General features: G+C 69.1%; 9 protein-coding genes. 3 read left to right on the top strand and 6 right to left on the bottom strand.

Annotated elements, in window-relative coordinates:
* Nucleotides 1-31: 31 nt before the first annotated feature.
* Complete coding sequence (locus tag ACZ4SV_RS16000) at nucleotides 32-1,474, top strand: CCA tRNA nucleotidyltransferase (RefSeq protein WP_365941514.1); 1,443 nt, start codon at nucleotides 32-34, stop codon at nucleotides 1,472-1,474.
* Between the two features lie 68 nt (nucleotides 1,475-1,542).
* Here ACZ4SV_RS16000 and ACZ4SV_RS15995 read toward each other — a convergent pair whose 3' ends face one another.
* The 3 genes from ACZ4SV_RS15995 to ACZ4SV_RS15985 form a co-directional block, all read right to left on the bottom strand.
* Nucleotides 1,543-2,826 (bottom strand): MFS transporter, encoded by a 1,284-nt coding sequence (locus tag ACZ4SV_RS15995; protein ID WP_468004850.1) that lies wholly within the window; start codon nucleotides 2,824-2,826, stop codon nucleotides 1,543-1,545.
* 99 nt (nucleotides 2,827-2,925) lie between these two features.
* On the bottom strand, nucleotides 2,926-4,008 hold the full coding sequence (locus tag ACZ4SV_RS15990; protein ID WP_468004848.1) for an inositol-3-phosphate synthase: 1,083 nt from the start codon (nucleotides 4,006-4,008) through the stop codon (nucleotides 2,926-2,928).
* Between the two features lie 44 nt (nucleotides 4,009-4,052).
* Complete coding sequence (locus ACZ4SV_RS15985; RefSeq protein ID WP_365877417.1) at nucleotides 4,053-4,736, bottom strand: PadR family transcriptional regulator; 684 nt, start codon at nucleotides 4,734-4,736, stop codon at nucleotides 4,053-4,055.
* A gap of 396 nt (nucleotides 4,737-5,132) precedes the next feature.
* Between ACZ4SV_RS15985 and ACZ4SV_RS15980 the strand changes: the two genes are divergently transcribed.
* Both ACZ4SV_RS15980 and ACZ4SV_RS15975 read left to right on the top strand, forming a co-directional pair.
* The gene (locus ACZ4SV_RS15980; RefSeq protein ID WP_468004845.1) at nucleotides 5,133-7,850 is read left to right on the top strand and encodes a transglycosylase domain-containing protein; all 2,718 of its coding nucleotides are present in this window, start codon (nucleotides 5,133-5,135) and stop codon (nucleotides 7,848-7,850) included.
* A 154-nt stretch (nucleotides 7,851-8,004) separates the two neighbouring features.
* A complete protein-coding gene (locus ACZ4SV_RS15975) occupies nucleotides 8,005-9,561 on the top strand; it encodes a glycosyltransferase family 87 protein (protein ID WP_468004843.1) in 1,557 nt (518 codons plus the stop codon).
* A gap of 100 nt (nucleotides 9,562-9,661) precedes the next feature.
* On the opposite strand, the gene ACZ4SV_RS15970 is transcribed toward ACZ4SV_RS15975, so the two are convergent.
* The 3 genes from ACZ4SV_RS15970 to ACZ4SV_RS15960 form a co-directional block, all read right to left on the bottom strand.
* Entirely contained in the window at nucleotides 9,662-10,693 is a 1,032-nt protein-coding gene (locus ACZ4SV_RS15970) for an alanine racemase (protein ID WP_365877411.1), read from the bottom strand.
* A gap of 85 nt (nucleotides 10,694-10,778) precedes the next feature.
* The gene (locus ACZ4SV_RS15965) at nucleotides 10,779-11,897 is read right to left on the bottom strand and encodes a lipid II:glycine glycyltransferase FemX (protein WP_365877409.1); all 1,119 of its coding nucleotides are present in this window, start codon (nucleotides 11,895-11,897) and stop codon (nucleotides 10,779-10,781) included.
* Between the two features lie 120 nt (nucleotides 11,898-12,017).
* Nucleotides 12,018-12,332: a hypothetical protein gene (locus ACZ4SV_RS15960; RefSeq protein WP_365877407.1), complete on the bottom strand. Its 315-nt coding sequence runs from the start codon at nucleotides 12,330-12,332 to the stop codon at nucleotides 12,018-12,020.
* Nucleotides 12,333-12,439 lie beyond the last annotated feature (107 nt).

The raw sequence follows: 12,439 nt of genomic DNA, 5'->3' as shown, positions 1-12,439 counted from the left end.
CGGGCGCGCGGGGCACGTACCCTCTTCTGTTGTGCCGAACCCCAACGAAGACACTCCCTCCGCCCTGAGCCAGGCGCAGCAGCGCGCGGTCGCCGAGCTGCTGCGGGTGGCCCCCGTCGCCGACGATCTCGCCCGCCGATTCCAGGAAGCCGGGTTCTCGCTCGCCCTGGTCGGCGGATCGGTCCGTGACGCGTTGCTCGGCCGGCTCGGCAACGACCTGGACTTCACGACGGACGCCCGCCCCGAGGACGTGCTGAAGATCGTCCGGCCCTGGGCGGACGCGGTCTGGGAGGTGGGTATCGCCTTCGGCACGGTCGGTGCGCACAAGGACGGCTACCAGATCGAGATCACCACCTACCGGTCGGAGGCGTACGACCGCACCTCGCGCAAGCCGGAGGTGTCGTACGGCGACTCGATCGAGGAGGACTTGGTCCGGCGCGACTTCACGGTCAACGCGATGGCCGTGGCCCTGCCGGCGAAGGAGTTCGTCGATCCGCACGGTGGCCTGGAGGACCTCGCCGCGCGGGTGCTGAAGACGCCGGGCACGCCCGAGGAGTCCTTCTCGGACGATCCTCTGCGCATGATGCGGGCTGCCCGGTTCGCCGCCCAGCTGGACTTCACGGTGGCCCCCGAGGTCGTCACCGCCATGACGGAGATGGCCGGGCGCATCGAGATCGTCTCGGCGGAGCGGGTCCGGGACGAGCTGAACAAGCTGGTCCTCTCCGCCCACCCGCGCAAGGGCCTGACGCTGCTCGTGGACACCGGGCTCGCCGACCACGTCCTGCCCGAGCTGCCGGCACTGCGCCTGGAGAGCGACGAGCACCACCGGCACAAGGACGTCTACGAGCACACGCTGATCGTCCTGGAGCAGGCCATCGCACTGGAGCAGGACGGCCCGGACCTCGCCCTCCGGCTGGCCGCGCTGCTGCACGACATCGGCAAGCCGCGCACCCGCCGCTTCGAGAAGGACGGACGGGTCTCCTTCCACCACCACGAGGTGGTCGGCGCCAAGATGACGAAGAAGCGCATGACGGCCTTGAAGTACTCCAACGAGCTGGTGAAGGACGTCTCACGGCTGGTCGAGCTTCATCTGCGGTTCCACGGCTACGGCACCGGGGAGTGGACGGACTCGGCGGTCCGGCGCTACGTACGGGACGCGGGCCCGCTGCTGGACCGCCTGCACAAGCTGACCCGTTCCGACTGCACCACGCGCAACAAGCGCAAGGCGGTGGCACTGTCCCGGGCCTACGACGGCCTGGAGGAGCGCATCGCTCAGCTGAAGGAGCAGGAGGAGCTGGACGCCATCCGTCCCGACCTCGACGGCAACCAGATCATGGAGATCCTGGGAGTCGGGCCAGGTCCCGCCATCGGCAAGGCGTACAAGCACATGCTGGAGCTGCGCCTGGAGAACGGCCCGATGGGGCACGACGCAGCGGTGGCGGCGCTCAAGGAGTGGTGGGCCACGCAGGGCTGAGCCGGGCCCGGACGCGATGTTTCACGTGAAACATCCCTCCCGGAACAGTGGCGCCGAGGGGCGGTGTTTCACGTGAAACACCGCCCCTCGGCGCGTTGCCCGAAGCGGGCCATGGTCAGGGCGGCCACGCCGTAGACGACGGCGACGAGAACCACCAGGACCGTCGAGCGTCCGTCCGGCGGAAGTATCAGGGCCGCCACTCCCGCCGCACCGACGAAGGCGACGTTGAAGAGGACGTCGTACAGGGAGAAGATCCGGCCGCGGAAGCCGTCCTCCACGCACGCCTGGACGATCGTGTCAGTGGCGATCTTGGCTCCCTGGGTGATCAGGCCCAGGACGAAGGCGGCGGCCATGAGGGGTCCGGTGGCGAACGGAAGACCCAGGGTGGGCTCCAGCACCATGGCCGTGGCGGAGCACACCACGATCCAGCGGCCCGGGCCGAGCCGTCGTGCCGCCCAGGGCGTCACCACGGCCGCCGCGAAGAATCCCGCGCCGGACAGCGCCAGCGCCGGCCCGAGCAGCCGCAGTCCCTCTTCGGGGGTGTCGGCGAGGGTGTAGCGGCAGAGCATGAGCACCAGCACGAGAAGCGCTCCGTAGCAGAAGCGCATCAGCGTCATCGCGGCCAGGGCCCAGGCCGCCTCGTCGCGCCGGGGCGCGGTCAGGTGCCGGAGGGCCGCCGGCAGCTCACGCGCGGTCGCGGCGAGCGCCGTACCGAGGCCGGGACGCGCCGGATGCCGGTCCGGCCCGAGGAGGCCGGGGGCCAGCGACAGCGCGGTGAGGCTCGCGCACAGATAGAGGAAGGCGCCACAGAGCACCACCGCCGCGTCGGAACCGGACGACACCACCCGCACCCCGAAGGCCAGGCCGCCTCCGATGGTCGCCGCGAGTGTGCCGGCCGTCGGCGAGAGCGCGTTGGCCAGCACCAGACGCTCGGCGTCGACGACCCGGGGCAGCGCGGCGGACAGCCCGGCGAGCACGAACCGGTTGACGGCCGTGACGCACAGCGCGGAGGCGTAGAAGAGCCAGTCGGGTGCGCCGCCGGTCATCAGCACGGCGGTGACACCGGCCAGCAGGGCCCGCAGCAGGTTGCCGTACACGAAGACCTGCCGGCGCCGCCAGCGGTCCAGCAGGACACCGGCGAAGGGGCCGACCAGGGAGTAGGGCAGCAGCAGGACCGCCATGGCCGAGGCGATGGCGGTGGCCGAGGTCTGCTTCTCCGGGGAGAAGACGACGTACGCGGCCAGCGCGACCTGGTAGACGCCGTCGGCACCCTGGGACAGCAGACGGACGCACAGCAGGCGCCTGAAGTGGCGTAGGCGCAACAGCAGACGCAGGTCACGGACGACGGGCATGGGTGACAGCCTCACACATGCGGAAGGTCCCCGGGTCGGCCGACCCGGGGACCTTCACCGCCCTGGCAGGAGCGTCTCGTGCGAGCGGTTCTCAGCGCCTCAGCGCTCGACCTCGCCGCTGATGAACTTCTCGACGTTCTCGCGGGCCTCGTCGTCGAAGTACTGGACCGGCGGGGACTTCATGAAGTACGAGGAGGCCGAGAGGATCGGGCCGCCGATGCCGCGGTCCTTGGCGATCTTCGCGGCGCGCACGGCGTCGATGATGACACCCGCGGAGTTCGGGGAGTCCCAGACCTCCAGCTTGTACTCCAGGTTCAGCGGGACGTCACCGAAGGCGCGGCCTTCCAGGCGGACGTAGGCCCACTTGCGGTCGTCCAGCCAGGCCACGTAGTCGGACGGGCCGATGTGGACGTTCTTCTCGCCGAGGTCCCGGTCGGGGATCTGGGAGGTGACGGCCTGCGTCTTGGAGATCTTCTTGGACTCCAGGCGCTCACGCTCGAGCATGTTCTTGAAGTCCATGTTGCCGCCGACGTTCAGCTGCATCGTGCGGTCCAGGATGACACCGCGGTCCTCGAACAGCTTCGCCATGACGCGGTGCGTGATGGTGGCGCCGACCTGGGACTTGATGTCGTCACCGACGATCGGGACGCCCGCCTCGGTGAACTTGTCCGCCCACTCCTTGGTGCCGGCGATGAAGACCGGGAGGGCGTTGACGAAGGCGACCTTGGCGTCGATGGCGCACTGGGCGTAGAACTTCGCCGCGTCCTCGGAACCCACGGGCAGGTAGCAGACCAGGACGTCGACCTGCTTGTCCTTGAGGATCCGGACGATGTCGACCGGCTCCTCCTCGGACTCCTCGATGGTGGCGCGGTAGTACTTGCCGAGGCCGTCGAGGGTGTGGCCGCGCTGGACGGTGACACCGGTGCTGGGCACGTCGCAGATCTTGATGGTGTTGTTCTCGGAGGCGCCGATGGCGTCCGCCAGGTCCAGACCGACCTTCTTGGCGTCGACGTCGAACGCCGCGACGAACTCGACGTCGCGCACGTGGTAGTCACCGAACTGCACGTGCATCAGGCCGGGGACCTTGGCCGCCGGGTCGGCGTCCTTGTAGTACTCGACGCCCTGCACCAGCGACGCGGCGCAGTTGCCCACGCCGACGATGGCTACGCGAACCGAACCCATTCCGGTTGCTCCCTGTGTGTACGAGTGAGGCCCTGACTGGGCTCTCACGTGGCGGTGTCGTCGGGCGTATCCGTGGCGGGAGTGTCCCCGCGACGGGGCAGGCCGCCCGTCGATCCAGTGGTGGTGTCCTGCTGAGCGGGCCCCCCGGTCGCGGAACCCTTCACGTCCCGCCCGGCCCGCTCGCTCTCGATGAGCTCGTTCAGCCAGCGCACTTCGCGCTCCACGGACTCCATCCCGTGGCGCTGGAGCTCAAGCGTGTAGTCGTCGAGGCGCTCCCGGGTGCGCGCCAGCGAGGCGCGCATCTTCTCCAGGCGCTCCTCCAGGCGACTGCGCCGGCCCTCCAGGACGCGCATGCGCACATCGCGCGAGGTCTGCCCGAAGAAGGCGAACCGGGCGGCGAAGTGCTCGTCCTCGTAAGCGTCGGGGCCGGTCTGCGAGAGCAGTTCCTCGAAGTGTTCCTTGCCTTCCGCCGTCAGCCGGTAAACGATCTTGGCGCGGCGTCCGGCGAGCGGAGCGGCGAGCGCGTCCTCGTGGGTGTTCCCGGGCTCCTCGACCAGCCAGCCGTTGGCAAGCAGCGTCTTGAGGCAGGGATACAGCGTCCCGTAGCTGAACGCACGGAACACACCCAGCGATGTGTTCAGCCGTTTGCGCAGCTCATAGCCGTGCATCGGGGATTCCCGCAGCAGGCCGAGGACGGCGAACTCGAGGATGCCGGAGCGCCGGCTCATCGTCGCCTCCTCCCGGCCCCGCGGTTCGATCCCGCAGGTCTCGCAGTGCCTGTCAGCGTCTTTATCTCGCGCTGATGTATCGGTTCGATACATCGTGACGATAGAACAGCCCGTCGTACGCGACAAGGGGAACGGCGGTGAACGGGATCACATCACCGATTCGTACGAGGCAAGTTGCCTGTTTTGGGGTGAACTTCGGGGCTCGGCGGGTTTTGGTGGTGCGTAGTCTGTGCGGCGTGGACGCCACCGGGAACCGCGTGACGCCTGGGGAGCGTCCACGTCCCCGGTGCAGTACGGGTGAATGCGGAACCGACCACATCCGTACTTCGGGGGGACCGGAAACCAGCCGCCGTTCCAGGCGCGCACGGGTGCGCCTGCCCGAGGAGTAATCGTTCGATGAGCGAGCACCGTCGCAAACCGCCGCAGCCGCAGGGAGGCGGACGTGCCGCGGCCCGACGCGGCCCGTCCGGCTCGTCCTCCGGCCGCCGTGCGGCACCGCGAGGCGCCACCGGGTCCCCTGCCGACTCCTATGGGTCCCCGTCCCATGGGCCGGAGTCCACCGGACCGGGAGCCGAGGAGCGTCCCTACGGCGGCCGTGCCGAGGCCCGCCGCGCGGCGCAGAAAGGCGGCCGGCGCCGAACGCCCGACACCGCCGGCCCCGGCGGCCGGCGCGGCGGTCCGGGCGGGCCCGGCCCCGGGCGCGGCAGGGGCCGTGCGACGACGGCACCCGGCAAGAAGCGGTTCATCGACTACCCCCGGGCCGGCATGGGCGGCTGGCGGCGGTGGGTGCCGTCCTGGAAGCTGGTCAGCGGGCTGTTCATCGGCTTCGTCGGCAGCCTGGTGGTGATGGTCGGCATCGGCTACGCGATGGTCTCCATCCCGAACGAGAACGACGCGGCCAAGTCGCAGAACAACGTCTACTACTGGGCCGACAACACCCAGATGGTGGCCACGGGCACCGGCGTCAACCGGCAGAACGTCAGCATCGACCAGATCCCCGAGGCGATGCGGTTCGCGGTGATCTCCGCCGAGAACAAGTCGTTCTACCAGGACTCGGGCGTCGACCCCATGGGCATCGCGCGCGCCGTGGTCAACATGGCGCGCGGCGGCCAGACGCAGGGTGGCTCGACGATCACCCAGCAGTACGTGAAGAACACGTACCTGAGCCAGGAGCAGACGGTCACCCGCAAGTTCAAGGAGATGTTCATCTCCATCAAGGTGGGCGCCAAGCTGAAGAAGGACAAGATCCTTCAGGGCTACCTGAACACCTCGTACTTCGGGCGGGGCGCGTACGGCATCCAGGCCGCGGCCCAGACCTACTACGGCAAGAACGCGGTCGACCTCAAGCCGAGCGAGTGCGCCGTCCTGGCCGCGCTGCTCAAGGGCCCGACGTACTACGACCCCGCGGGCAACCAGGACCTCGACAAGTCGGCGAGCCCGCAGGCCAACGAGAAGCGTTCCAAGGACCGCTGGGCCTGGATCCTCGGCGAGATGCACAAGGACAAGCACCTCACCGACGCCCAGTACCGGGAGGCCATCGCGCAGTACCCCAAGCCCGACGGCCGCAAGGCGACCAAGGGCATGACCGGCCAGATCAGCTACCTGGTCGACACCGCGAAGAAGTACGTCCTCGCGCATTCCGACATCACGGAGGCGCAGTTCGACAAGGGCGGCTACCAGATCTACACGACCTTCGAGAAGGACAAGGTCGGCGCGCTGGCCAAGGCCGTGAAGAACGTGGAGAAGGACCGTCTCGACCCGAAGCACCGAGATCTGGACAAGTACGTCCAGTTCGGTGCGGCCTCGGTGAAGCCGGAGGACGGGGCGATCGTCGCCCTGTACGGCGGTGACGGCTACGAGAACGGGCACTTCACCAACAACGCGGACACCTCCGGCGTCCCCGTGGGTTCGACCTGGAAGCCGTTCGTGCTCGCCGCCGCCATGGAACACGGCACGTACAAGTCCGAGGGGCAGGGCCTGTCCCCGCTGAGCAAGTACAACGGCAACGACCATCTCAAGGTCCAGAAGCCGGATGGGACGTACTACCTCAACAAGGACAACTCCTACTTCTACCAGAACAACGAGAGCGACCATCCCTGGGGCTACATCAGCCTGCGCAAGGCGATGGAGCAGTCCGTCAACACACCGTTCGTGCAGCTCGGCGTCGACGTCGGGATGACCAAGGTCCGGGAGGTCGCCAAGGAGGCCGGCATCCTCCCCCAGAGCATGTCGCAGGACCTCAACCCGTCCTTCGCCATCGGCACGTCCACGCCCAGCGCGATCCGCATGGCCGATGCCTACGCGACCTTCGCCGCGTCCGGCAAGCAGGCGGATCCGTACTCGGTGACCGGCGTCAAGTTCAACGGCGCGGACGCGCCCAGCTTCGTCAAGCCGAAGCCGGCGCCCCGGGAGGTGATGGACCCGAACATCGCCAACAACGTCACGGACGTCCTGGAGAACGTCATCCAGAACGGTACGGGCACCAAGGCCCTGGCCCTCGGCCGGACGGCGGCGGGCAAGACCGGCACCACCGACGAGAACAAGTCGGCCTGGTTCGTCGGCTACACCCAGCAGCTGTCGACCTCGGTGGCGATGTTCCGCGAGAACCCCAAGGACCACAAGCTGCTGTCCATGAACGGCACGGCGAACACCGACTCCATCCACGGTGGTGACATCCCGACGCTGGTGTGGACCGAGTACATGAAGGCCGCGCTCAAGGGCAAGAACGACCCCGGCTTCCCGAAGCCCACCGAGATCGGCACCGTCCAGGACGAGGTGGGGGCCCCCACTCCGACGCCCAGCGCGACGACGACCTCGCCGACTCCCACGCCGAGCGACACGCCGAGCCCGACGCCCACCAAGACGACGACCTCGCCGTCGCCCACGCCGAGCGAGTCCTGCGACCTCGGCTGGGGCCAGACCTGCGACGGTGACAGCACCGGCAACGGAGACGGCATCGGAGGCACGGACACGGGAGGCGGTACCGACGGAGGCACCACTCCGACGCCCACGGGCACGGAGCCGACCGATCCCGGGAACACCCGGGGCAATGGCAACGGCACCGGCAACGGCAGCGGCAACGGCGGCACCTTCTTCGGTGGTCAGCAAGGCTAGCCGGACGGCCCCCTGAGCCGACCGATTGGCGGCATATAGCCCGCCAGGGGCGTTTCACGTGAAACATGGGCCGCCGCACCCACGGGGTGCGGCGGCCCTCGGCGTATTCCTGGACAGGTACGGCTTCCCAGACAGGTACGGCAGGATGTGCCCCATGCCCAGTGCAGAGACGACGCCCGCGAGCCAGCACGAGCCCGAGCCCGTGCGGCCCGCCGCGGCAGAACCGGTGTGGCCGACCCGGGAGGACGAGGTCGCCGCCGCCGGCAGTGAGCTGATCGGTGGGCCCCTGGGACGGCGGGCCCTGACCGGGACCACCTGGTGGACCCCCGTGCGGGTGGTGGCGCTCGTGGCGATCGGCATGTTCGCCCTCGGTCTGGTCCAGAAGGCGCCCTGCTACCACAGCGCCTGGTTCTTCGGCGCGAGCAGCCAGTACACGCACGCCTGCTACTCGGACATCCCGCACCTGTACCAGGGCCGTGGTTTCGCCGACCATCTCGTGCCGTACTTCGACAAGCTCCCCGGCGACATGGACTACCTCGAATATCCGGTGCTGACCGGGCTGTTCATGGAGGTGGCATCCTGGCTGACCCCGCACAGCGGCTCCATCCAGCACCAGGAGCGGTGGTACTGGTTCGTCAACGCCGGGATGCTGATGGTCTGTGCCGCGGTCATCGCCGCGTGCGTGGCCCGCACTCATCGCCGGCGGCCCTGGGACGGCCTGCTGGTGGCCCTGGCGCCCGCCTTCGCCCTGACCGCGACCATCAACTGGGACCTGCTGGCGGTGGCGCTGACGGCCGCCGCGATGCTGATGTGGTCGCGGGGCCGGGCCCTCGCCTTCGGTGTTCTCCTGGGGCTCGCCACGGCCGCCAAGCTGTATCCCGTCCTGCTGCTCGGCCCGTTGCTGGTGCTGTGCTGGCGGGCCGGCAAGTGGCGCGCGTTCTTCCAGGCCGTGGCCGGCGCGGTGGCCGCCTGGCTCGTGGTGAACCTGCCCGTGATGATCGCGCACGACGCGTCGGGCTTCCACATCCGCGAGGGCTGGGCGAAGTTCTACACCTTCAGCAAGGAGCGCGGCGTCGACTTCGGCTCCTTCTGGCTGATCTGGGCGCAGAACTCCAGCAGCCCGCCCACCACCGGCTTCGTCAACAACGCGGCCACCGTCCTGGTGGTGCTGTGCTTCCTCGGCATCGCGGCGCTGACCTTCACCGCGCCGCGCCGGCCGCGCTTCGCCCAGCTGGCCTTCCTGATGGTCGCCGCCTTCATCCTCACCAACAAGGTCTACTCGCCGCAGTACGTCCTGTGGCTGGTGCCGCTGGCGGTGCTCGCCCGGCCCAAGTGGCGGGACTTCCTGGTGTGGCAGGCGTGCGAGGTGGCGTACTTCCTGGGCATCTGGCTGTACCTCGCCTATACGACCAGCGGAGATGCCCACAAGGGCCTGCCGACGCAGGGCTACCACTGGGCGATCGCGGTGCATCTGCTGGGCACGCTGTACCTGTGCGCCGTCGTCGTACGGGACATCCTCATGCCGGAGCGGGACGTGGTGCGCCGGTCCGGCGACGACGACCCCTCCGGCGGCGTGCTCGACGGCGCGGCGGACGCGTTCACGCTCGGCGCCACCGTAACCGGTCCACACCGGCACATCGTCGAGACCGAGGCCCCGCCGGTGGACTGGGGGCGCCCAGAAACGCTCTCCCACGACGGCCGTTCGCTCTGAGCGAACACCCCTCCGCCTCGTCGCCGTCGCCCGCCGACGGACACGCAGAAGGCCGTATCCGGGTCCTCCGGATACGGCCTTCTCGTCGCGGTGAAGGGCCTCAGCGGTCCACGAGGCGGTCGAACTGGGTCGTGGTGTGCCGCAGGTGGGCCACCAGCTCGTCGCCGACCTTCGGCTCGGGGGCGTCCGAGGGCACGAACAGGATCGACACCTGCATGTGCGGCGGCTCGGCGAACCAGCGCTGCTTGCCGCCCCAGACGAACGGGGAGAGGTTCCGGTTGACCGTGGCGAGGCCGGCCCGGGCGACGCCCTTGGCGCGCGGCATGACGCCGTGCAGGGCCTTCGGGGCCTCCAGGCCCACGCCGTGCGACGTACCGCCCGCCACGACCACCAGATAGCCGTCCGAGGCGGCCTTCTGCTGCCGGTAGCCGAACCGGTCGCCCTTCGCCACGCGCGTGACGTCCAGGACGGCTCCGTGGTACTCGGTGGCCTCGTGGTCCCCCAGCCACAGCCGCGTGCCGATGCGGGCACGGAACCGGGTCTGCGGGAACTGCTGCTGAAGCCGGGCCAGTTCGTCCGCCTTCAGGTGGCTGACGAACATCGTGTGCAGCGGCAGCCGTGCCGCGCGCAGCCGGTCCATCCAGCCGATGACCTCCTCGACGGCGTCGGAGCCGTCGGTGCGGTCCAGCGGCAGGTGGATGGCGAAGCCCTCCAGCCGGACGTTCTCTATGGCCTGGTGCAGCTGCGGCAGGTCCTGCTCGCTGACGCCGTGCCGCTTCATCGAGGACATCACCTCGATGACGACACGGGCGCCCACGAGGCCGTACACGCCGTCGACGGACGACACCGAGCGGACGACCCGGTCGGGCAGCGGTACGGGCTCCTCGCCGCGCCGGTACGGCGTCAGCACCAGCAGGTCACCGCCGAAGAAGTCCTTGATGCGCGCGGCCTCGTAGGTCGTGCCCACGGCGAGCAGGTCGGACCCGAGCCGGGTGGCCTCCTCGGAGAGCCGTTCGTGTCCGAAGCCGTAGCCGTTGCCCTTGCAGACCGGGACGAGCCCCGGGAACTGCTCCTGCACGTGCTTGTGGTGCGCCCGCCAGCGCGCGGTGTCGACGTAGAGCGTGAGCGCCATGGCCGGACCTGGAACCTTTCTCGGGGCTGCGGTGAATCAGAAGGGTGAGAGCTGTGAAGGCTATGGAATCAAACGTCCGCGCGGCTCAGCGGCGCGACATGTAGATGTCGAGCGCCTTGTGGAGCAGCTTGTTCAGCGGGAAGTCCCATTCGCCGAGGTACTCGGCGGCCTGGCCACCGGTGCCGACCTTGAACTGGATCAGGCCGAAGAGGTGGTCGGTCTCGTCCAGCGAGTCGGAGATGCCGCGCAGGTCGTAGACGGTCGCGCCGAGCGCGTAGGCGTCGCGCAGCATCCGCCACTGCATCGCGTTCGACGGCCGGACCTCGCGGCCGATGTTGTCGGAGGCGCCGTAGGAGTACCAGACGTGCCCGCCGACGATCAGCATCGTCGCCGCGGAGAGGTTCACGCCGTTGTGCCGCGCGAAGTACAGCCGCATGCGGTTGGGGTCCTCGGTGTTGAGGGCGGTCCACATGCGCTGGAAGTACGACAGCGGGCGCGGCCGGAAGTGGTCGCGGACGGCCGTGATCTCGTACAGCCGCTGCCACTCGGGCAGGTCCTGGTAGCCGCCCTGGACGACCTCGACGCCGGCCTTCTCGGCCTTCTTGATGTTACGGCGCCACAGCTGGTTGAAGTTCCTGTGGACCTCTTCCAGGGAGCGGTTGGCCAGCGGCACCTGGTAGACGTAGCGCGGCTGCACGTCGCCGAAGCCGGCGCCGCCGTCCTCGCCCTGCTGCCAGCCCATGCGGCGCAGCTTGTCGGCCACCTCGAAGGCGCGCGGCTCGATGAAGTCCGCCTCCAGGTCGCGCAGGCGCTTGACGTCCGGGTCCTGGATGCCCCTCTTGATCGTGTCCGCGTTCCAGCGGCGGATGATCACCGGCGGGCCCATCTTCACGGAGAACGCGCCCTGCTGCTTGAGGTGCGCGAGCATCGGCTGGATCCAGTCGTCCAGGTTCGGCGCGTACCAGTTGATGACCGGGCCCTCGGGCAGGTAGGCGAGGTAGCGCTTGATCTTGGGCAGCTGCCGGTAGAGGACCAGACCCGCGCCGACCAGATGGCCGTTCCTGTCGAACCAGCCGAGACTCTCCGAGCGCCATTCCGCCTTCACATCGGCCCAGGCCGGGACCTGCATGTGGCTCGCCGACGGCAGGCTCTGGATAAAGGCCAGATGCTGCTCGCGACTGATGGTCCTCAGGGTCAGGGTCATTCGGGGCGCTCCTCGGGCTGGTGTGTCCCCATGGGTTCAGGGGCTCCGGCTCTCGCGCCGAAGCCTACTGCGCCCGGAGAGCGCCCCGACTGGGCATACGGGCCTCGGCCCCCGGCGAGGTCAGCCGATGACTCCGCCGAACAGACCGCCGTGGGCCATGCCGATCAGGAAACCGACTCCCGCGGCACCGAGACCCAGGATCAGGCCGAACCGCTCCCGCGTGGTCACCGAGACCCACTGCCCGTACACACCGGTGCACAGTGCCACCAGGCCCGCCCACGACGTGAGCAGGTGGAGGCTGTGGAAGAAGGCCGTGATGAAGGACAGCAGCCCCAGGGCGAGCGTCACCGCCATCAGGGCGTCCTGCAGCGGATGGGCCTTGCCGTCCGTGGCGAAGAGCGAGCCGGCGGTGTTGGACTGCATTGCCTGTGCCATGGGCACCTCCTGCGGAAGGCGGCGCATCGTAGCGCCGCGCACACCCGATGTGTACAGATTGTCCGTACCTGCGGCCGGATTTCAACCGGAAGCGGGTGTGCGGGTAG

Source organism: Streptomyces sp. NPDC027672, from assembly GCF_055566335.1.
This window is presented reverse-complemented; position numbering and strand designations above follow the sequence as displayed.

Excerpts from the sequence above, each read along its gene's own strand:
- ACZ4SV_RS15995 (WP_468004850.1), bottom strand. The coding sequence starts at position 2,826 with ATGCCCGTCGTCCGTGACCTGCGTCTGCTGTTGCGCCTACGCCACTTC.
- ACZ4SV_RS15990 (WP_468004848.1), bottom strand. The coding sequence starts at position 4,008 with ATGGGTTCGGTTCGCGTAGCCATCGTCGGCGTGGGCAACTGCGCCGCG.
- ACZ4SV_RS15985 (WP_365877417.1), bottom strand. The coding sequence starts at position 4,736 with ATGAGCCGGCGCTCCGGCATCCTCGAGTTCGCCGTCCTCGGCCTGCTG.
- ACZ4SV_RS15980 (WP_468004845.1), top strand. The coding sequence starts at position 5,133 with ATGAGCGAGCACCGTCGCAAACCGCCGCAGCCGCAGGGAGGCGGACGT.
- ACZ4SV_RS15975 (WP_468004843.1), top strand. The coding sequence starts at position 8,005 with ATGCCCAGTGCAGAGACGACGCCCGCGAGCCAGCACGAGCCCGAGCCC.
- ACZ4SV_RS15970 (WP_365877411.1), bottom strand. The coding sequence starts at position 10,693 with ATGGCGCTCACGCTCTACGTCGACACCGCGCGCTGGCGGGCGCACCAC.
- ACZ4SV_RS15965 (WP_365877409.1), bottom strand. The coding sequence starts at position 11,897 with ATGACCCTGACCCTGAGGACCATCAGTCGCGAGCAGCATCTGGCCTTT.
- ACZ4SV_RS15960 (WP_365877407.1), bottom strand. The coding sequence starts at position 12,332 with ATGGCACAGGCAATGCAGTCCAACACCGCCGGCTCGCTCTTCGCCACG.